Raw genomic sequence first — 21,001 nt, forward strand, 5'->3', positions numbered from 1 at the left:
TCGGCTCAGCTCAGCCCGAGGCGGCCGGTGCAGGTGGGCCAGGCACCCCAGCCCTGCCGGGCGCGCGTGACCTCGGCGATGGCGATCTGCTCTTCGCGAGTGGCCAGGTCGGCGCGGGGCGCATAGCGCGTGCCGCCCTGCCGTTCCCAGGTGCTCTGGTCGAATTGGACGCCGCCGTAGTAGCCATTGCCGGTATTGATGGCCCAGTTGCCGGTGGATTCGCAATTGGCGAGAGCGTCCCAGATCCTGCCGTCACGGACCTCGGGCACCTCGGTGCCGGGCTTGGCGCCCTTGCGGATGGTCTTGGGTGCGGCGGGGACGATCACGGTCGACTTCACCGGATCCTTGCCCGCCTCACGGCCATTCACCGTGGAGACCGCGAAGGTGACGTCCTGCACGCCCGGAACGCCGGGGTTCTCCACAATGGTGCGGCTCATGTTCATCGTCGGGTCTTCGATCACGTTCTCCGTGGGATCCAGCGGAATTCGCTCGACGTGGTTCTCCACGATCTTGCGGGTGATGGTGACCTTCATGCCATCGGTGAGCGGCGTATCGGCCTTGGGTTCGACGAAGTCCTGATTGGCCAGCTTCAGGCCCGTCACCTCGAGCAGCTGGCCGACGGTCGGCGCGGCCAGGCGGACCAGGGATAGCGGGTCGCCATTGTCGGAGAATTCGATGGTGCGCGGGTTGGTGATCAGCATCGCCGCGCCCTCGAGCGGGAGCGGGCTGGGTCGCGCGGGCGAGGTGTAGACGTCACCGGGGAGATTGAGTTTGACGATGGCCTCGGCGACCGTGAGCGCCGTGGTCCACGCCTTGGAGGGTTTGCCGTCCACGATGAGCGAGACCTCGCGGGCCCGGTTCAGCGTGATGGTGGCCCCGTCCGGGACTTTCGCGGCGGCGGAAGGGGATACGTCGTCGCGGTCGGTCAATGCGTACCCGGCGTCGCGCAGGATGCCGCGCACATTGCCGCGCATGGTGTCGGCCACCAGCTTCTGGCCATCGACGACCACGGTGACGGTCTTCTTGTTCAGGATGGCCAGTCCCGCACCGGCAATGAGCGTGACGAGCATCGCCGCGATAGCGCCGTACAGCAACGGCGAGCGCGACGAGTTGATCTTCGCCAAAGCGTTCATCGAAAATCCCGGCATGGTCACAGTACGATAACGAGGGGGTCGGGAATTGACAACCGATCCACGCGGACTTGCGGATACGAATATCACGGGCCGATATCGCTCCGCAGGTGGATCACGATCGGGACTCATCATAGTGAGCCAGAACACACCCGCAAGTCCGGGGACCTCGATCCTTTAGCAAGATCGAATGTGCCGCAAAAGGATTGCGGGTGGCAGTCAGATTCCGTAGACCCGCCGCGCATTGGCGGTGGTGATCTTGGCCAGCTCCAGAGGATCCTGTTCGCGAAGTTCCGCCAGCGCCCGCAAGGTGTACGGCAGCATGTACGACTCGTTCGGCGCACCCCGGAACGGATGCGGGGTCAGGAATGGCGCGTCCGTTTCGACCAGAATCTGCTCGTTCGGAACGAGTTTCGCGGCCTCCCGCAATTCATGGGCATTCTTGAAACTCACGGTGCCGGAGAAACTCAGCACATAGCCCTCCTCCACGCAGGCGAGCGCCATATTGGAGTCGGAGGAGAAGCAGTGGAAGATCACGGTTTCCGGCGCGCCCTCGTCCAGCAGCACGGCCAGGAGGTCGTGATCGGCCTCGCGATTGTGGATCATGAGCGGTTTGCGCAGCCGCTTGGCGAGGTCGATATGCCAGCGGAAGCCCTCGACCTGATCCTCGATTCCGGCGCAGCCTTCCAGCTTGCCGGGCCAGTAGTAGTCGAGCCCGGTCTCGCCGACGGCGACCACGCGCGGGTCGGCGGCCAGCTGTTCCAGCTCGGCCTTGGCGGCCTCGTCGAGGACATTGGCGCGGGTCGGGTGCAGCGCGACGGCCGCGTAGACGCGCCGATCCCAGTGCGCGGCCCGGACCGTGAAGCGCGCGGCATCGAGATCATCGGCGACGGTCACCACCTCGCGCACCCCGACCGCCTCGGCCCGGTCCAGCAGGGCCGCAACCGATTCGGCGTCGGTCGCCCCGCAGGCATCGAGGTGGGTATGCGCGTCGATGAGCGGGAACAGCGGCTCGGGTGGTGCGGGTGCGGGTCGGCGGTCACTCATGGGCGATACCGTCCACGGGGATATTCACGCGAGCGTCAAAGGGCACGCAGATAGAGTAGACACCACCATGAGCGCATCCGACCGCCCCGCCTTTTACCTCACCACGGCCATTGCGTATCCGAACGGTGCGCCGCACATCGGGCACGCCTACGAGTACATCTCGTCCGATGCCCTGGCCCGCTTCAAGCGGCTCGACGGGTTCGACGTCTTCTATATGACGGGCACCGACGAGCACGGCCAGAAGGTGCAGCAGGCCGCGAAGGCCGCGGGTGTTCCGGAGCAGGAGTACGCCGCCCGCAACTCCGATGTGTTCGAGCGCATGGACAAGGCCCTCGACGTCTCCTTCGACCGGTTCATCCGCACCACCGATGAGGATCATCACGCGGCGTCGGTCGCGCTCTGGGAGAAGATGGCCGCCGCGGGCGACATCTACCTGGACACCTACGCGGGCTGGTACTCGGTGCGCGACGAGGCGTTCTACACCGCGGAGGAGACCACCCTCCAGGAGGACGGCACCCGCATCTCCACCGAGACCAAGACGCCGGTGGAGTGGACCGAGGAGTCGAACTACTTCTTCCGCCTGTCCAAGTACCAGGACCGGCTGCTCGAACACTATGAGACCAAGCCGGAATTCATCGCGCCCGCGACCCGGCGCAATGAGATCGTCTCGTATGTGAAGGCCGGGCTGAAGGATCTGTCCATCTCCCGCACCACCTTCGACTGGGGTGTTCCGGTGCCGGGCGATCCGGCGCACGTCATGTACGTGTGGGTGGACGCGCTCACCAACTACCTGACCGGTGCGGGCTTCCCGAATACGGATTCGGCCTCGTTCCGGAAGTTCTGGCCCGCCGATCTGCACATCATCGGCAAGGACATCACGCGGTTCCACACCGTGTACTGGCCGGCGTTCCTGATGTCGGCGGGCATCGAATTGCCGAAACGCGTGTTCGTGCACGGGTTCCTGTACAACAAGGGCGAGAAGATGTCGAAGTCGACCGGCAATGTGGTCGATCCGATGGAGCTCGTGGACACCTACGGCCTCGATGCCGTGCGGTTCTTCCTGCTGCGGGAGATCTCCTACGGCCAGGACGGCTCCTACAGCCACGAGGGCATCGTCGGGCGGATCAACTCCGATCTGGCCAATGAGTTCGGCAATCTGGCGCAGCGCTGCCTGAAGATGGTGGCGCGCGACTTCGGCAGTGTGGTCCCGGCTCCGGGTGCGTTCACCGAGGACGACAAGGCCCTGCTGGACCGCGCCAATGGCCTGCTGGAGAAGGTGCGCGCCGAATTCGATCAGCAGCAGATCCATCTCGGCCTGGAGCAGCTGTGGCTCACCCTCGGTGAGACCAACCGCTACTTCTCCGCGCAGGCCCCGTGGACGCTGGCAAAGTCCGGTACGCCGGAGGATGTGGCCCGCGAGGGCACCATCCTCTATGTGACGATGGAAGTGGTCCGGACGGTCGCGCTGCTGGTGCAGCCGGTGATTCCGGCGGCTTCGGGAAAGATCCTGGATCTGCTCGGCCAGACCGGCCGCAATTTCAGCGATCTGGCGACTCCGATCCAGCCGGGCCTCGCGCTGCCCGAGCCGGAGGTCGTGTTCCCGAAGTACGTGGAGCCGAAGAACTAGCCGGTGCCCGCTCCTCCGGTGCTGCACGGCCCAGGCCGTCCAGCACCGGAGACCCACACGCGACGGTGAGTGCAGGAGCCGGTCGAGGCCGCATCCCGTACCGGGTACACCGCACCCGGTGGAGATTCCCCGCCGAACTCCACCTCGATACCGTCGGCGCGCTACAGCCGAACCTCGCGGATAACAGCATCCAGTCCGTTTCCGCCGCAGGTCAACCTGAAACGGTCACACTATTTGGGGCACCTTCGCCGGGTATCGGGCGCGAGCCTCGCTGGGGTATCAGAGGCCCGGGCGGCGCGGCGTCAGGATGAACAGCTGGTAGTCGCAGTTGTCCGGGTGCCAGGCGTTGTAGGAGCGCATGGTGACGTCGAACGTCCCGCCCGTCGCCGGATCCCGAACCGTCACGAGCGAGTTGTTGAATTGCGCCTCGCTGATATCGGTTGTCCACAACCGCTCGAATTCCGGATTCACCCGGCAGGTTTCGACGATCTCGGCAATCCGCTCCGGCGCGACTATCCCCGGTGACATCACCCGCAGGATGGTCAGCAGCCGGTGCACGATCTCCTCCCAGTTGACGAGAACCTCGCGAGCGATGTCGACGGTCATCATCTGCTCGATGACGTTCACGGGCCGCTTCGCTCCCGGCTCGGCGGGCAGGAGCCACGGAAACGCCTCACGGGCGGCCTGATTGGCGGCCAGGATCTCGTATTCGGGGAAACGATGGAAGAAGGCCGGGACCGCGAGAGACTCGAGATGATCCAGATCTTCCTCCCGCAATGTCGGCGGCCAGGTACCGACCGCAACCCGTGACAGCTTCGGGACCGCCAGCGACACCATCTTCTGCAACATCCAGACCGGCACATCCACTGCCGCACACCAGTCTTCGAGCCGGCTCGGTGACATCGGGCGCTCACCGGTCTCGAACTTCCGATACAGCGACAGGCTGACGAACATGCGCCGTGCCGCTTCCTCCTGGGTCAGGCCCAGGGCTTCCCGTCGATACCTCAAATACAGCGCGAGCAATGGCTGCTCCCGAATGAGTCCGGCCGGGCCGCTCATTCGGTTCCCCGGCTCCAATGGGGATCGACGCTGGGGGTGTCGTTCCCCCGCGGTGTCAGTGTGAACAGCTGATAGGCGCAGTTCTCCGGGTGATACACGTTGTATGTGCGGATGGTGAAACTCATCCGCGCACCCGTCGCAGGGTCTCGAGCGAGCACAAGCGAGTCGTTGAACAGAGCCTCATCCATGTCGGTCTGCCAAAGGCGCTCGAATTCCGGATTCGCGCTACAGGTTTCGACGATCTGGGCGAGCCGTTCCGGCGCGACGATTCCAGGCGCGAGTACCCGCACAGCGAACAGCAGCCGGTGGACGATGGTTTCCCAATTGATCAGCACCTCCTGGGCCTCCGGGGAAGTCATCATCTGCTCGAGGAGATTCGTCGGCCGCTCGGCATCCGGCGGGGCAGGCAGCAACCAGGTGAACGCCCCGCGCGCGGTCGCATTTGCCGCAAGGACCTCGAATTCCGGAAATCGGTGAAAGTACGCCGGGAACGGGAAGGACTCGAGGTGCTCGAGGTCCTCCTGCCGCAAGGCGGGCGGCCAGACGCCCCGCGCGACGCTCGCCAGCTTGGGCAGCGCCAGCGACACCATCTTTTCCAGCAACCAGACGGGCGCGTTCATCGCCGCGCACCAGTCCTCCAGCCGGTTCGCTGTGAGCGGGCGTTCCCCGCTCTCCAGCTTGCGGTACATCGACAGGCTGACGAACATTCGCCGTGCCACATCTTCCTGGGTCAGTCCCAGGGTTTCGCGTCGGTGCCGCATGTACATGGCGAGCACCGGCTGCTCCGGGATGAGGTCGTTCGTGCCGATCACTGGGTTCGCCTGCCTCCGAGCTGTGTCTTTCTGGTGAAGGTCCACCGAAACGGACTACGAACAGTCAATCAGGGCGGCCGTCCGCACTGTGCACAGCCACACCCGTGGACACGGCAAGGATGGGTTTCGCCACAGGGCCGACCGTGTGCGAACGTCGAAATCGACTGTCGCCCAGACAGTTTCGTAATCTTATTTCTATAACCAAGAGTTACAACTACTGCACCCACCAGGCGAGGTGAAGTCCCTCACAGCGGGGACTCATGCATCGAGGCTCTCACCGGCGAAAACCAGTTCGGAGCAGCATGTCTCAGACAATTTAATGCGTTCTGCCAGGTCGCATGCCTAGTTACCGTCCGGTAGCCTCATCAATCGTCACCGTTTCAGATTGCAATTCTTCGCACTTTCAGGAGTCCCTGTGTCGCATTCTCGATTCGAGTCGATAGGCGCCTATCTGCCGTCGAAACGCGTTACCACCGAAGAGCTTGTCTCCCAATTGCAGGAGACCCCGGAATTCGATCTCGAACGCATCACAGGCGTCAAGGAACGGCGATTCCGCGATACCACCCCGGAGAACGGCGAGGATTCCTTCGCGCTGGCATTGAAGGCCGTGCAGGACTGTCTGTCCAGGTCGCAGTATGCGGCCGAGGATCTGGACGTGATCATCTCGTGCTCGATCACGCGCAGTAAAGATCGCACCAAAATGTATATGGAGCCATCGTTCGCCGGTGCCATCGCTCGCACCCTCGGCGCTCGCGAGGACACTATTTCATTCGATCTCTCGAATGCCTGCGCGGGCATGATGAGTGGCGTCTACATTCTCGATCGCATGATCCGCTCTGGTGCGGTGAAGCGTGGAATCGTGGTCAGCGGCGAGGCCATCACTCCGATTGCGGAAACCGCCGTCAATGAAATTTCCAGTAAATATGATCTGCAATTCGCGTCCCTGACGGTCGGCGATTCGGGTGCGGCCGTCGTGCTGGACGAGTCGGTCGACGAGTCGGACCGGATTCACTACATCGAATTGACCACCGCGTCCGAATTCTCGCACCTGTGCCTGGGCATGCCCAGCGATAAGACCGCGGGCGTCGCGCTCTACACCGACAACCGGAAGATGCACAACGAGGCGCGGTTCCTGCTCTGGACCGATACCCAGCGCAACTTCATGGAGGAGCAGGGCCTGACCTTCAAGGACGAGGGCTTCGACTACATCATTCATCACCAGTTCGGCGCGGCCGCGATTCCGTATATGAACGCCATTGCCGAGCGCGAATTCGGCCACCCCATGCCGCCGGACCTGAATGTCATCGAGAAGTACGGAAACACCTCCAGCACTTCGCACTTCATCGTGCTGCACGACCAACTCAGTCAGCAGAGCATTCCGACCGGGTCCAAGGTGCTGATGATCCCGGCCGCCTCCGGCGTCGTCGGCGGCTTCCTGTCCACCACCATCTCTTCGCTGAAGGTCTGAGGTCCGACATGGGCGTGCGCATCAAATCCACCGGAATCAGCCGGGACACCGACACTTTCAGCATTGTGGAGCTCAGCGGCCGGGCCGCGAGGCGGGCCATGGAGCAGGGCGGGGTCGAGCCGGGTCAGGTCGGTGTGCTGATCAACGCTGGCATCTTCCGCGACAACAACACCGTCGAGCCTGCCGTCTCGGCGCTCATCCAGAAGGCCGCGGGCATTGGCCTGGATTACGTCAAGGAGGACCCGCGGTCGTTCTCCTTCGATCTCATGAACGCCGGTTCCGGCGTGCTCAATGCCGTGCAGGTGGCACAGGCGGTGCTCGCCACCGGCAGCACCGAGCATGTGCTCATCGTCTCCGGCGACACCCACCCGTCCCTGAAGCGGTCCGCGGGTGACGGCGAATTCCCGTACGCCACTTCGGGTGCCGCGCTGCTGCTGGAACTGACCGATGAGGACGAGGGCTTCGGACGGGTGCACACCGTCGCCGGTCAGGGCACGCCGGTGGTCGAGTCCTATGTCGACTCCGCCACCATGGGCAATCGCGGTCGCGAACTCATGACCGTGGACCGGGACGCCGATTTCGAGGACCGTCTGCTGACCGTGGCCACCACCGCGGCGCGCAAGGCGCTCGCCGAGGGCGAGTTCGATCTGGCGAATACGGCGCTGATCTCCTCCACCCCGACCCCGGGCTTCGGGGCGCGGCTGGCGGGCGAGCTGGGCATTGCCACCGATTCCCTCTTCGCTCCCGATCTGTCGCAGGGTGATCCGCACACCGCGGCGCTGCCGCTCGCGTACGACGCCGCGATCCAGAGTGATCTGCTCGCCGCGTACTCGCATGTGCTGTTCGTCGCCGCCGGTGCCGGTCCCTCGGCCGCCGCGGTGGTCTACCGGCTCCCCGCGACGGCCGGAGCCGCGGCGTGACGACCGCTACCTACTGGCAGGCCATCGATCGCTTCCGCGCGGTCGTGGCCGCCGACCCGGACCGGGAGGCGGTGATCTTCCCGCACGGAAGCACCGCCTCCGGGCTCCCGGACTACCGCCACCTCACCTACCGTGAGCTGGACGAGTGGTCCGACACCATCGCGCTGCACCTGTCCGCCTCCGGTGTCGGCCGCGGCACCCGCACCATCGTCCTGGTGCTGCCCAGCCCCGGCCTGTACGCGATCATGCTGGGGCTGTTGAAGATCGGTGCGATCCCGGTCGTCATCGACCCGGGCATGGGCCTGCGCAAGATGCTCAACTGCCTGCGCGCCGCCAATGCCGAAGCCTTCATCGGCATCCCGCAGGCGCACGCCGCCCGCATCCTGTTCCGCAAGTACTTCCGCGATGTCCGCGTCCCGATCACCGTGGGGCCGCGCTGGTTCTGGGGTGGCGAGACGCTCCAGAGCTGGGGCGCCCCCGAGGCCGCCGTCCAGCCGTCTGCGGCCGAAAAGGCAAGCGCGCGAATAGATCAGCTTCGCTCTGCGCTTCAGCAGCGCGCCGGTGCACCAACCGGCCACGGCCCCACATCCGGCGCGGCTGTCGCAGCACGCCTCGACGAACTGCTGGCCACGCTGTCGAGTGGTGTCGGCGCGGCGGGCCGGAAGCGCACGACGGGCGATGCGCCCGGGAAATTGTTTGCCGCCCTGGGTCGTTCGAATGCCGAGCGCGGCGGCTCATCGGCTCCGCTCGATCCTGCGTCGCTGCTGGAACGGGTGCCCGCGCCCGCGAGCGAAGTGCTGATGATCGGTTACACGACCGGTAGCACGGGTCCGGCCAAAGCCGTGGAGATGACGCACGGAAATCTCAGTTCGATGGTGGATCAGGTTGATGCGGCGCGGAATCGGGTTGCGCCCGGCACCTCGCTGATCACGCTGCCGCTGGTGGGAATCCTGGATATGTTGCTGGGGGCGCGGTGTGTGTTGCCGCCGCTGATCCCGAGCCAGGTCGGGTCGACCGATCCGGCACATGTGGTGGACGCGATCAATCGGTTCGGGGTGCGGACCATGTTCGCCTCGCCCGCCGTTTTGATTCCGCTGCTGCATCACATGGAGCAGACCGGCGCGAGAGTGCCTACGCTGCACAGCATTTACTCCGGTGGCGCGCCGGTCCCGGACTGGTGCATCGCGCGGCTGCGTGAGGTGCTGGCCGAGGATGCCGAGGTGCACGCGGGGTACGGGTCGACCGAGGCGCTGCCCATGTCGACCATCGAATCCCGGGAGCTGCTGGGCGGATTGGTCGAGCGAGCGCATCGCGGTGAGGGCACCTGCATCGGGCGGCCCGCCGAGGGTGTGCGGGCGCGGCTCGTCGCCATTACCGATGATCCGATTCCGACCTGGGAACAGGCGGCGGCGCGGGAGGCCGAGCTGGTCGCCACGCGCGGCATCGGTGAGCTGGTGGTCGCGGGGCCGAATGTGAGCACCCGGTACTACTGGCCGCAGGAGGCCAATCTCGCGGGCAAGATCCATGACGGCGAGACGGTGTGGCATCGCACCGGCGACCTGGCCTGGATCGACGAGGAGGGCCGGATCTGGTTCTGCGGGCGCAAGAGTCAGCGCGTGCACGCAGCGGGCGGGCCCATGTTCAGCGTGCAGGTGGAGCAGGTCTTCAATACCCTGCCCGGTGTCGCCCGGACCGCGTTGGTCGGTGTCGGCGTGAAGGGCGCGCAGGAGCCCGTGCTGTGTGTGGAGGCCGAGGCCGGTGCGAACACCACCGCGCTGGCGGCGAAACTGCGCGAGCGGGCCGCCGAATTCGAGGTCACCGCGGGCGTCACCCGGTTCCTCTTCCATCCGAAGTTCCCGGTGGACATCCGGCACAATGCCAAGATCGGCCGCGAGCAGCTGGCGATCTGGGCCGCGGCACAGCTCGGAGAGGATTCGAAACGATGAAAGTCACTGTGCTGCGGGCGGTTCCGATTCTCGGCTGGCTATATGTGGCCGCCGGGATCCTTGCCGCGCTGACGAATAATGTTCCGGCGAATCGGCTGCTGCGCGCGGTCTTCTGGATCGATGTCTTCCTGAGCGTCGTGGTGCATGCCGCGCAGATTCCGGCCGCACTCCGGACGGCGAAGGATTCGGGTCGTTCGCCGGTCGAGACCGCTGTGCTCACCCAGATTTTCGGACTTACGTGGTGGAAGACTCAGGAGGCGGCATGAACGGTCAGGGCTCGGAGGCGTCGCTCCACCTCCCAACGCTTGCCTGCGTAACCACGCAGAGCCCCCGCTCATGCCGAAAGGAAACAGCGTGAAGGCACTGGTAACCGGCGCGTCCGGATTCCTCGGCGGGGCTTTGGTGCGCCGCCTGGTCCGCGACGGCGACTACGACGTGGCGATCCTGGCCCGTCCCACCAGCAATCTGCGCGACCTCGCCGAGGTGATCGACCGCGTGGAGGTGATCCACGGCGATCTGACCGATGAGGTCTCCCTGGAACGCGCCACCAAGGGCGTGGACGTGGTGTTCCACAGTGCCGCCCGCGTCGACGAGCGCGGCACCCGCGCGCAGTTCGTGGCCGAGAACCTCACGGCCACCGAGAATCTGCTGCGCTCGGCCCGCCGCAATGGCGCGGGAAAATTCATCTTCATCTCCAGCCCCAGCGCCATGATGGACCGCGATGGCGGCGATCAGGTGAATGTCGACGAGTCGATCCCGTATCCGGCGCACTACCTGAACCTCTATTCGGAGACCAAGGCCGCCGCCGAGCGCACCGTGCTCGCGGCGAACGCGCCGGACTTCGCCACCTGCGCGCTGCGTCCGCGCGCGATCTGGGGTGCGGGCGACCGCTCCGGCCCGATCGTGCGACTGCTCAGCCGCGCCGCCGCGGGCACCCTGCCGGACCTCTCGTTCGGCAGGCAGGTGTACGCCTCGCTGTGCCATGTCGACAATATTGTCGAGGCCTGCGTCAAGGCGGCCGGTTCCGAAAACATCGGCGGCAAAGCGTATTTCGTGGCCGATGCCGAGCAGACCGATGTGTGGGGCTTCCTCGGTGAGGTCGCCGAGAGCCTCGGCTACGAGCGCCCGACCCGGCAGCCGAATCCGCGCGTCGTGCATGCCGCCGTCGCGGTGCTCGACACGATCTGGCGTATTCCGTTCATCGCCACCCGCTGGTCACCGCCGCTGTCCCGCTATGTGGTGGCGCTCATGACCCGCACCGCCACCTACGACACCGGTGCGGCCGCAAGGGATTTCGGTTACAAGGCGGTCGTGGACCGGACCAAGGGCCTCACCGAGTTCCGGGCCTGGCTCGAAACCCAGGGCGGCGTCGTCGAATTGACCAAGAACATTCGCTGATCGCACCACCGATCACCGCGCAGCAAGAGCGATCACCGCGCAGCAATAGAGGCAGGCGTGAACAGTCAGGGCCCGGAGGCGGCAGCTTGCGTCACCACGCAGGGCCCCTGTTCACGCCGAAAGGACACAGCATGAGTACCTTCCGGCGACCCATCTCCCCCACCGAACTCATCTACTTCCCGATGCGGGATATGGCCCCGCCCTTCCTCATGCAGATGGCCTACGAGGGCGTCGGCGCGCTGGACCCGGAGGACCTGCGGCGCGCGATCGCCATTGCCGCCGAAGCGAATCCGGGTGCGCGGCTGGTGCGGGACGGCAAGTTCTGGGTGGATTCCGGCGTGACGCCCGCCCTGCGGGTGGTGCCCCACGTGCTGCAATACGCCGCGCTGGAAGCGGATCCGGTGCTCACCAGCCCGATCGGACCGCATCCGGAATCCACCTGTGAGGTGCTGCTGCTCACCGGTGACCCGACCACCATCATCTTCCGGGTCTTCCACGGCGTCATGGACGGCATGGGCATGGTCATGTGGGCGACCGATGTGCTGCGCGTCCTGCGCGGCGAGGAGCCGCTCGGCGCACCCGATCCCATCGCGGATGCCGAACTGGTTCGCAAGGTCGGTGCGCCCGGGCGACCTACTCCTATGCTGCCGTTCTACCGTGCCGCCACCGGCCACGGCCGCCAGCTTCCGGGTGAGCACCGCCATCTGCTGCGGGTCCGCACCATCGACGCGGCCGGGCCGGGCGCGCTCATGCGGGTCGCCGCGCTGCTCGCCGAGGAGGGCGGGCCGAAGTCGCGCATCATGATTCCGGTCGATATCCGCCGCCACGATCCGGCGGTGCGTTCGACCGGCAATCTCGCGCTGCCGCTGTTCCTCGACGCCCGCCCGGGCATGGACTGGAAGCAGCTCAACGAGCTCAAGAAGGCCGGGCTGGCGGAGGGTCGCGAACTCAATCAGATGGACAATGGCGGGCTCACCAGGATGCCGCCCGCCGTGGGCCGGGGACTGCTGAGCACGCTCAACTGGCTGGGTTCGCGGTACGGCCGGAATCTGGCCTCCGCCACCGTGTCTCATATGGGCCGGTATGACCTGGACGAACTCTCGGTGCCCGGATTCACCTTCACGGCGGTGCGCGTACTGCCGCAGCACAGTGTCGCCATGCCGCTGCTGTTCGGCATGACCGAATGCGGCGGGCGCACCGAGCTGACCGTGTCCGCGCGCAGTGGCGATGGCATTCCGGAGCGGCTCGAGGCACTGCTCGATCGCATTGCGCGGACGCTCGAAAAGGAGCTCACGCCAACGGGTTCGGCCAAGTCATGACTGCGTGGGCGCGGATTGTCATCGCGCGGCCCAAGACCGTCCTCATCGCCGCGGTGCTGTTCGCCTTGGCGTGCGGGTTGTTCGGGACCGGGCTGGCGCAGAAGGTGAGTGCGGCCGGATTCACCGATCCCGGAAGCGAATCCGCTGTCGTGGACGCGTGGGTGAAGGAGCGGCTCGGCCCGCAGAACCCGGACGTGATCGCGATCTACGCCGCGCCCGAGGGGCAGTCGCTGGCCGATATCGGGCCACGCGTGCAGGCCTCACTCGAGAAGGTCGATCCGGCATTGCTGAATCGGCCGATCGAAACCTATTGGAACAGTGCGCGATCGTCGCTGCTGCGTTCTCCCGATGGGCGGCAGGCGGTCGCGGTGGTGTTCGCCGCCGGTGACGACAATGCGCGCATCGCGGCCTTCCCGAAGATGGAGGACGCCCTGCGGGTGCCGGGCGTCGACACCAAGCTGACCGGGTACAGCGCCCTCGCCGACGCCATCAGCACGCAGTCCCGGCATGACCTGATCGTGGCCGAATCGATTTCGATTCCGCTCACCGCTCTCGTGCTGGTGCTGGTGTTCGGCGGCGTGGTCGCCGCCTCACTGCCGGTGCTGGTCGGCACCCTGGCGGTGGTCGGTGCGCTGGGTGCGGTCGGCCTCATCGCCGAGTTCACCGAGGTCAGCATTTTCGCCATGAACGTGGTCTCGCTGCTCGGGCTCGGATTGGCCATCGACTACGGGCTTTTCATGGTCAGTCGATTCCGCGAGGAACTCGGTGCGGGACAATCGGTTGCCGCGGCGATCACCCGCACCCTGCACACCGCGGGCCGCACCGTCCTGTTCTCGGCGCTGCTGCTCATGTGCGCCTTCGCGGGCACCCTGGTGTTCCCGCAGGCCGTGCTGCGTTCCCTCGGCTTCGGCGCGATGGCGGCGGTCGGCTTGGCCGCCCTGCTCTCGGTGACCGCGCTGCCCGCCGCCCTCACCCTGCTCGGCCCGCGAATCGGCAAATGGAGTTGGCGCGCGGACGCTTTCGAACGCGCCGAAATGCGCGCCCAGCGCTTCTGGGGCCGCGTGGTCACCGGTGTCATGCGTCACCCCGGCGCGATCGCCATCGCCGTCGGCGCGATCCTGCTAGTCCTGGCCGCCCCGCTCACCGGCGTCCGCCTCGGCGATATCGACCACACCGCGCTCCCCGCGGGCAGCGAAACCCGCACGGCCGTGGAGGAATTGTCCGCCCGCTTCCCCGGAGCCAAGAGCGGCGCGACCATCCTGCTCCGCGAATCCGATGGCTCGGCACCACCGCAATCCGCCGTCAGCACCGCCCTGCGCGAGCTCGGCGCGGTGCAGGGCGTCCGCCAGGCGCTGCACCTGGAAACCCGGGACAATACGGCGATCATTCACGCCGCCCTCGCCGCCCCCGACCGCTCCCCCGATGCCCAGGACACCGTCCAGCGCATTCGCGACCTGCGATTGGATGGCCTGGAACTGCGCGTAGGCGGCGAAAGCGCCGCCACCACAGACAGTGTCACCACCATCCTCGGCAAACTGCCCCTGATGGTCGTGGTCATGGTGGCCGCGACCCTGCTCATGCTGGCCCTGGCCTTCCGCTCCGTGGTCCTGCCCCTCAAGGCGGTGCTCATGGCATTCCTCAGTCTCGCAGCGACTTTCGGCGTGCTGACCTGGATCTTCGACGAAGGTCATCTGGCGGGGGTGTTCAGTATCAGCGTCGGTCCACTGTCCGCCGGGATGATGGTTCTCATCATGGCTGTCGTCTTCGGCCTCTCCACCGACTACGAGGTCTTCCTGCTCTCCCGAATGGTGGAGGCGCACAACGCCGGTGCCGACACCGAGGAATCCGTCCGCACCGGCACCGTCCAAACGGCACGCGTAATCACCGCCGCCGCAACCCTTCTCGTCCTGATCACCGGCGCGTTCACGCTGTCCCCACTGACCCCCATGCGTTTCCTGGGCCTGGGCATGGTGATCGCCTTGATCATCGACGCCACCCTGGTCCGCATGTTGCTGGTTCCGGCGCTGGTAAAACTCATGGGCCCGGCCAACTGGTGGACACCGGGCGCCAGCCGGGCGGCGCGGAGCCCGTCCCCAGAATCAGTCCTGGCAGCGAAAGAAGTTGCGCGATCTGGTAGTTGATCCATCCGGGAAAGTCGGCCATGGCGGTGCCTTTCATCGAGCAGAGCCTTTCATCGACAGGTGCGGCCGGGAACCGCACCGCCCGGCGGGGTGATGCGGGCGATCCAGCCGAACAGGTGCGAGGTGACCCAGATGTTTCCGTCCGGGCCCGTATTGATGTACGCGGGAAAGGATCCGAACGTGATCGGCAGCGCGCCGCCGAGCGCGTTCATCGGGTACTGGGTGAAGTCGCCGGTTTCGGGATCGAGCCGCCCGACCGTGCCGGAGACGATCTGCGGGAACCACAGCGCACAGTCCGGACCGGTGGTGAGGCCGGAAGGCCCTGCGGCCAAGTCGACTTCAAAGCGCTTGACGACCCGCATGGTCTCCGGCTCGATCGCGATGAGCTGACCGCGCCCGTACTGGCCCGCGCCGAGAGTGGCCCACATATTCCCGTCCGGACCATCGGCCAGGCCGAAGGGCACGCTCTGCACGGGCACGTTCATCTCGGTGACCCGGCCCTGCGTGGTGATCTTCACGATCCGGGAGGGCGGCGCGGGCACGGTCACCCACAATTCGCCATCGGGACCGGCGGCCATGATCGGGTTCGCGCTCGGAAAGGTATAGGGCAGTTCGAATTCGGACGATGCGCCGGTCGCCGGGTCGAATCGGCCCACCCGGTTGGTGACGAACTCGGGATACCAGAGCGCTCCATCGGAACCGACCACGAGTTCATGCCCACCGGCCAGCGGATGCGGCAGCTGATAGCGGGTGATCTCCCGGGTCGCCGGGTCGATCCGACCGAGATAGCCGCCGACCAGGGTGCTGAACCAAATCGCCCCATCGGGTCCGGTGGTGATGCCGGTGGTGCCGGGTAGGAGCCCTCCGGCCGGAAATCGTTCCAGCCGAAGCGTTTCGGTATCGAGCCGGGCGATGTCCGTGGGCGGCAGGGTGAACCAGAGCCCGCCGTCCGGGCCCGGAGTGAACCGCTCCGCGAACACTCCGAAGCCGACGGGGATCTGGGTGACGCTCGCCGCCGGGTCTTCGAGAGCGGGTTCGGCACGGGCGGCCGTGCCGAAGAGGGTCGTCGCCAGCAGGATCACGGAGCAGGTGATCGCGGAACGCAGGAAGCTCGACGCCATGGTCCTCCTCGGGACGCGCGCGGATACTCCGGAACCTATCGGCCGCGTTCACGCCCGCCCACGACATGATCGGCCAGCAGCTTGACCGTGGCGGCCAGGCTCGGCCGAGTGCCTTCGCAGCAACGAACGACTCTGTTGTATTCAGTTCTCGAACGGATGTCTGCGCAGGCTAGGGGTATCGATGAGGATCGACCGTCGCTCGTTTCTGGTGACCGCGTCCGCCGTGGCCGGCGGTCTGCTCGCCGCGGGCGGGCGCGCTGCCGCCGAACCGGAGCAGCTTCGCTCCGAGGTGGTGCTGGAGACCGATGACGGGGTCGTGGTCAGCGAGGTGACCTGGTACGCGCCGATGCCCGCCGGGTCGCTGCCGCATCCGCCAGAGACGGATTACTTGAGTTTCCTGCGATTCCGCTGGGCGGGCGGGCCGGAGGATCCGGCCGCCGCCGATGCGGTGCTCTCGGCGCAGGCGGGTGCGGCCGAGGGGCCGTGCTCGATGGATCCGCTGGCGCGCAATATCGTTCGGGAGCTGGGCCACCGCGGTATTGCCGCCGAGTTCTGGGCGATGGATCGCCGCGACAATCAGGTCTGGGACCACACCGGGCTGGAGGCGGCCGTCGCGGCCGAGGATTATCAGGTCGCGCTCGGCTACTACTTCGAGAACGCGACCCTGAACGGGCGGCGCTTCGACGGCTTCGGCGTCACCGGAGATCGCTCGAATGTGCTGGCCGACATAGGATTACGCCGGGTGATCGAGGACTGGCATTTCATCCACTCGCACGAGATCCCCGATCCGGCCGTACGGAAGCGAAACCTGTTCGTGGGCGGGCATTCCTACGGCGGGCAGATCACCGCACTCTATGCCGCCTGGGATTTCGGGGATCACGGCAATGCCGACGAGGCGGGCTGCGGGCAGATGGCCGGATACGTCAGCTTCGATGGGCCGCTACAGCTGCGCATCCTGCCCGATCATGTGCCGGGATTCTCCGAGGCGCTGCGCATGGGCTGGGACAGTCCGATCGGGCAATTGCCGATCAGCGTGGTGAACGAGGGGCTGCGCCTGGGGGTGCTGCCGCGCACCATGGCATTGCCCAGTATTTTCGATGGCCTGTTCCCCCAAGGGCAGGTGCTGGCTCCGCTCGCGGAGATCGAAACCATGGCCGCCATCTTCGGTCTGGCGGCACGATTCGAGCCCGATGCGGAGAGCGTCTTTCCGCGGCGGTTTCCCCATACGTTCGTGTGGGAGGTGCTCGGCCGTGTCTTCCTCGGCGGCGATGTGGTCAATACGGTCACCCAGCAGTCCAGCTTCCGTGACTTCCGCATGACCAATGCCGCGGTCCTGGGAGCCATCTTCGACGGGCAGGGGCTGCCATTCGCACTGGCCGCACCCAACTTCGGCACCCTGGATGGCGGCCCGGTCGCCGAACGGAAGTTCCCGATCGGCCCCGACTTCAATGGCGTCCCGCTGATCGGCTGGGCGACCAGCTTCCTCACCTGGCAGCCGCGATTCACGCCCACCAGCACCCAGCATCTGTACACCTGGCGCAATTACAACCGCATGGACGAACCGTTCGAATACCCGCAGCTGACCTCCACCGGCGGGCCGCTCAACGCGTCCTTCGAAGAGCATTCCGACGCAGCGGAAATCGCGCGGGCGTTCGGCGGCACCGGGCGGCTCGGCTATCTCGAGCCGTATGTCTCGGCCAAGCAATACACCGACGAGATCTTCATGCTGCTCGGCGACCGCAGCGGCGACTTCCGGTTCATTCGATTCGAGGATTTCCGGTCGCGGGTGCCGGGGATACAGCTGGTCAGTGCGCAGCTGTGGGGCAAGTTCCGGTGGATTCCGGGCTTCATCGAACCGGACGCGCGCTTCATCGAGCACTACAGCCACTCCGACATGATCAATGCCACCGCGGTGCAGAACGACGGCAAGCCCGATCCGGTCATGTGGCAGACCGTCGATTTCATCCAGCGCACGATCGGGAAGTAGGCGTGCGAAAAGTTCTCTTGCCCTTGCTCGTCGGCTCGCTGCTCGCGGGGTGGACGGGGCCGGTATCGGCGAATCCGATTGGTACGGATACCGAAACGACAGTGTCGGTGTCGGACGGCATCGAGGTTCGTCAGGTGCGGCTCTACGATCCGCTTCCCGATTCGGTCGGATCGCATCCCGCCGCCTGCGACAGCATCGACTACCTGCGCTACCGGTTCAGCGATGGCCCGGACGATCCGCAGCGGGCCGATACCGTGCTGCTCGCCCAGCCCGCCGCGTTCATGGGCGCGTTCTCGCTCGATCAGATCGCCCGGAACAGCCTGAATCAACTGCGGTCCAAGGGGACCCGGGGCGAATGGTGGTCGCTGCCGCAACGCAGCGGGTGCGCCTTCGATAACACCGGGCTCGCATCGGGCGACGCGACGCAGGCGTTCGACTACTACTTCGACGGCGGGGTCGTGGACGGCAAGCGCTTCGACGGCTTCCGGCCCGGCACATTCCTGGCCGACATCGGATTACGGCAGATGGCGCACGACGAGTACACGGTGCTGACCAGGCAGTTGCCGTCGGCGCGGTTTCGTTCCGAGCGAGTGTTCTGCGGCGGGCATGCCGATGGGGCGCTGGCCACCGCGGCATTCGCCGCCTGGGATTTCGAGGGCACGCCGGGCTATTCGCTGTGTGCCGGATTCTTCGGGCTGGATGGTCTGATCAATACCGACTGGCTGGGACTCGGCGCGAATCCGCTGTTCCAGAAGGTCACCAGCCTGGTCGGGAGCAGAGGCTACCTCGCGGCGGTCCAGCAGATGCGTAATGGCGTGCTGCCCACCATCTTCGCGGGTATGCCCGCCATCGGCTCCGAAGCAATAACCCTCCTGCCGATCGCCGGACTCAACAGCACACAACTTCCCCTCTTCAAGGTCAGCATGGAGAACGTCGATCTGCACACCCTCGCAGGTCAATTATCAAGTGTCAGTGGCGTACTCGGCTATGTGAACCCGTACTACACCACCCGCTTCTTCCTTGACCTGCTCGGAGCCTTCGGCGGCGACCGCGCACCCGACGCCGACTTCGGTTTCCTGAAATACGAAGCGGAAGTGCGAAACCAGCCAAGGCTCACTGTGATCGGCACAGCCAGCATGCAAATGGACCTGTACCCGAAGCTCGGCCTGCTGCCCGCCGACACCGTCTACATTCCCGGCTACACCCACCAGGACGTGGTGGCCGGAACTTCGGACACGGACCCGGTCGGTGCGGCCCTCACCGATTTCGTCACCGCGCGGCTGGAGGCAAAGTGATTCGTCGATCCGCCCGCATCGCACTGAGTGTGGTTGCGGCACTCGCTGTTTCAGTACTCGTCGGATCGTCCACTCCGGCCGCCGGGGTTCCCTACACCGACCCCCAACCGCCCGACCCGACCTATCCGTTCACCGAGGTAGGGCAGCTATTGACCGGAACCGTCCGCGACCTCACCGCCCCCGGCATGCTGCAATACCTGCTCCAAGCCGGAATCGCGGTCAATGCGACCCAGATCGCCCGGCCATTCGAGGATCTGACGAATCCGCAAACCTGGATCGGCCCGGATGCCCAGCAGCGCCAACTCATGGTGGCCCAAAAGATCTGGGACGCACTGGTACACAATCAGCCATTCGGCGCGGGCCTCCCACCCCATCCGGACTATCTGCCCGACTGGAATCACGACGGCAACTTCTTCAATGACGTGAACGATGCGGTGTTGGACGACAACTACACCGACCCGAATGTGCGAGACGCGAAATTCCGCTACCCCTGTATCAATTCGGACGGCAGCGTCTTCTACGAAACCACCGACGGCGACTGCGTTCCCGGCAACACACCCACCACATTCAAACTCGGCACCGTCAGCAAATTCACCATTGTCAACAACCGAGGCATTCCCCTCATAGCCAAGGTCTGGCTCCCCGAAGGCGCGGCCGAGTCCGGTACGAAATACCCGGTCACGGTCATGGCTCCCGGTGCGACCGAGAAACAGATCGACGTCGCCATGTACACCCAGTCGGCGGTCCGAAAGGGCTTCGTAGGCATCACCTTCGAAGAGGCCGGAAACGGCAATGGCGAGGGCAGCATTCTCGACATGTTCCTGCCGCTGCTCGCCGTCCCGCACTGCCAAACCCCGGGCGGCTGCCGCGATGTCCAGGACGTGGTTCGCTGGGTGAACAACGCCCCAATCACCCCCATCGCCGATCCGAACAATGAAATCGGCAATGCCCTCAATGGCATCGTCCCGCGCCTGGTCCGCCAGAATCCCGACTACGCCCCGGCGGGCGACAACATCACCAACCCGTGGATCGACCTCATGGACCTGGACCACGTCAACCTGTGGGGCCAGTCCTACGGTTCGGTCGGCGTCACTTCCTATCCCTATTGGCAGGACAAGGGTTTCGGCATCGACGGGCAACCGCTGCCCAAGGTGAGTTCCGTGGTCGCCCTCTCCGGCTTCTCCGACTCGCCCGCCTCGATCCCCATCCAATTCCAGACCGCCGACTTCGACATTCCGGCCTTGGGCGCATACGGCATCACCTCCCAGCCCAATGGCTACATCGATGCCACCGACGGGCCGATCGGCACCAAAGAGCGCTACGACATCATGCGTCGAGACAAATCCCGCACCGCCCCACTGCAATTCATCACCTACGAGGGCGGCAGCCACGGCGACTCCATCAACTGGCCCGCCGTCCCCCGCAACATCCTCTCCCCAGCCCTCTCGACCACCTACGCAGTCAACTGGTTCCAATGCTACGGCCGAGCCGACGCCGACCAATCTGCCTGCGAGGCACTGTCTTCCCCGCTCCCCGGCCTCTCCAGGGCTTTCGCCACCGAATACTCCCCCCAAGGCCCCTCCGGCCCCAGCCTTTGCGTAACCATCCCCGACCGAGCCACCCTCATCCAGGCCATCCTCCGTCCAGACTGGTTCAGCCAGAACAACACCGGCCCGGCCCGCTACGACTGCACCCCGCAGAAGTGATTCTGGGAGGAATGCGAACAATGAG

General features: G+C 65.7%; 16 protein-coding genes. 11 read left to right on the top strand and 5 right to left on the bottom strand.

Going from position 1 to position 21,001, the window contains the following annotated elements; all coding sequences use genetic code 11:
* Positions 1 to 5: 5 nt before the first annotated feature.
* Complete coding sequence (locus AB0N05_RS02380; protein WP_364686502.1) at positions 6 to 1,133, bottom strand: transglycosylase family protein; 1,128 nt, start codon at positions 1,131 to 1,133, stop codon at positions 6 to 8.
* A 216-nt stretch (positions 1,134 to 1,349) separates the two neighbouring features.
* Positions 1,350 to 2,177 carry a TatD family hydrolase gene (locus tag AB0N05_RS02385; protein ID WP_364686505.1) on the bottom strand — a complete coding sequence of 276 codons (828 nt, stop codon included), beginning with the start codon at positions 2,175 to 2,177 and terminating at the stop codon, positions 1,350 to 1,352.
* A 67-nt stretch (positions 2,178 to 2,244) separates the two neighbouring features.
* On the opposite strand from AB0N05_RS02385, the gene metG reads away from it, so the two are divergent.
* Positions 2,245 to 3,804, top strand: coding sequence for a methionine--tRNA ligase (metG, locus tag AB0N05_RS02390; RefSeq protein WP_364686508.1), 1,560 nt, complete (start codon positions 2,245 to 2,247; stop codon positions 3,802 to 3,804).
* A 279-nt stretch (positions 3,805 to 4,083) separates the two neighbouring features.
* On the opposite strand, the gene AB0N05_RS02395 is transcribed toward metG, so the two are convergent.
* Positions 4,084 to 4,863, bottom strand: a complete 780-nt coding sequence (locus tag AB0N05_RS02395) for a helix-turn-helix domain-containing protein (RefSeq protein WP_364686511.1) — start codon at positions 4,861 to 4,863, stop codon at positions 4,084 to 4,086.
* Positions 4,860 to 5,675, bottom strand: coding sequence for a helix-turn-helix domain-containing protein (locus tag AB0N05_RS02400; protein ID WP_364686514.1), 816 nt, complete (start codon positions 5,673 to 5,675; stop codon positions 4,860 to 4,862). The genes AB0N05_RS02395 and AB0N05_RS02400 overlap by 4 nt, the downstream gene beginning before the upstream one ends.
* A gap of 415 nt (positions 5,676 to 6,090) precedes the next feature.
* On the opposite strand from AB0N05_RS02400, the gene AB0N05_RS02405 reads away from it, so the two are divergent.
* The 7 genes from AB0N05_RS02405 to AB0N05_RS02435 all read left to right on the top strand — a co-directional run bounded on the left by AB0N05_RS02405 (position 6,091) and on the right by AB0N05_RS02435 (position 14,867).
* On the top strand, positions 6,091 to 7,143 hold the full coding sequence (locus AB0N05_RS02405) for a 3-oxoacyl-[acyl-carrier-protein] synthase III C-terminal domain-containing protein (protein ID WP_364686517.1): 1,053 nt from the start codon (positions 6,091 to 6,093) through the stop codon (positions 7,141 to 7,143).
* 8 nt (positions 7,144 to 7,151) lie between these two features.
* On the top strand, positions 7,152 to 8,063 hold the full coding sequence (locus tag AB0N05_RS02410; RefSeq protein ID WP_364686520.1) for a hypothetical protein: 912 nt from the start codon (positions 7,152 to 7,154) through the stop codon (positions 8,061 to 8,063).
* The gene (locus AB0N05_RS02415; protein WP_364686523.1) at positions 8,060 to 10,009 is read left to right on the top strand and encodes an AMP-binding protein; all 1,950 of its coding nucleotides are present in this window, start codon (positions 8,060 to 8,062) and stop codon (positions 10,007 to 10,009) included. Before AB0N05_RS02410 ends, AB0N05_RS02415 begins: the two co-directional genes overlap by 4 nt.
* Positions 10,006 to 10,275, top strand: coding sequence for a hypothetical protein (locus AB0N05_RS02420; RefSeq protein ID WP_364686526.1), 270 nt, complete (start codon positions 10,006 to 10,008; stop codon positions 10,273 to 10,275). The genes AB0N05_RS02415 and AB0N05_RS02420 overlap by 4 nt, the downstream gene beginning before the upstream one ends.
* A gap of 88 nt (positions 10,276 to 10,363) precedes the next feature.
* Positions 10,364 to 11,407: an SDR family NAD(P)-dependent oxidoreductase gene (locus AB0N05_RS02425; protein ID WP_364686529.1), complete on the top strand. Its 1,044-nt coding sequence runs from the start codon at positions 10,364 to 10,366 to the stop codon at positions 11,405 to 11,407.
* A gap of 131 nt (positions 11,408 to 11,538) precedes the next feature.
* A complete protein-coding gene (locus tag AB0N05_RS02430; RefSeq protein ID WP_364686532.1) occupies positions 11,539 to 12,726 on the top strand; it encodes a peptide synthetase in 1,188 nt (395 codons plus the stop codon).
* Positions 12,723 to 14,867: an MMPL family transporter gene (locus tag AB0N05_RS02435; RefSeq protein ID WP_364686535.1), complete on the top strand. Its 2,145-nt coding sequence runs from the start codon at positions 12,723 to 12,725 to the stop codon at positions 14,865 to 14,867. The genes AB0N05_RS02430 and AB0N05_RS02435 overlap by 4 nt, the downstream gene beginning before the upstream one ends.
* Positions 14,868 to 14,917: 50 nt before the next feature.
* On the opposite strand, the gene AB0N05_RS02440 is transcribed toward AB0N05_RS02435, so the two are convergent.
* Positions 14,918 to 15,988 (bottom strand): hypothetical protein, encoded by a 1,071-nt coding sequence (locus AB0N05_RS02440; RefSeq protein ID WP_364686537.1) that lies wholly within the window; start codon positions 15,986 to 15,988, stop codon positions 14,918 to 14,920.
* A 181-nt stretch (positions 15,989 to 16,169) separates the two neighbouring features.
* Between AB0N05_RS02440 and AB0N05_RS02445 the strand changes: the two genes are divergently transcribed.
* The 3 genes from AB0N05_RS02445 to AB0N05_RS02455 are packed head-to-tail and all read left to right on the top strand — an operon-like array spanning position 16,170 to position 20,976.
* Entirely contained in the window at positions 16,170 to 17,975 is a 1,806-nt protein-coding gene (locus tag AB0N05_RS02445; protein WP_364686540.1) for a hypothetical protein, read from the top strand.
* A 2-nt stretch (positions 17,976 to 17,977) separates the two neighbouring features.
* Entirely contained in the window at positions 17,978 to 19,270 is a 1,293-nt protein-coding gene (locus AB0N05_RS02450; protein ID WP_364686543.1) for a hypothetical protein, read from the top strand.
* Positions 19,267 to 20,976, top strand: coding sequence for a hypothetical protein (locus tag AB0N05_RS02455; protein WP_364686546.1), 1,710 nt, complete (start codon positions 19,267 to 19,269; stop codon positions 20,974 to 20,976). The genes AB0N05_RS02450 and AB0N05_RS02455 overlap by 4 nt, the downstream gene beginning before the upstream one ends.
* Positions 20,977 to 21,001: the final 25 nt, after the last annotated feature.

Source organism: Nocardia sp. NPDC051030 (assembly GCF_040683015.1).
In the GTDB taxonomy this organism is placed as follows: Bacteria; Actinomycetota; Actinomycetes; order Mycobacteriales; family Mycobacteriaceae; genus Nocardia.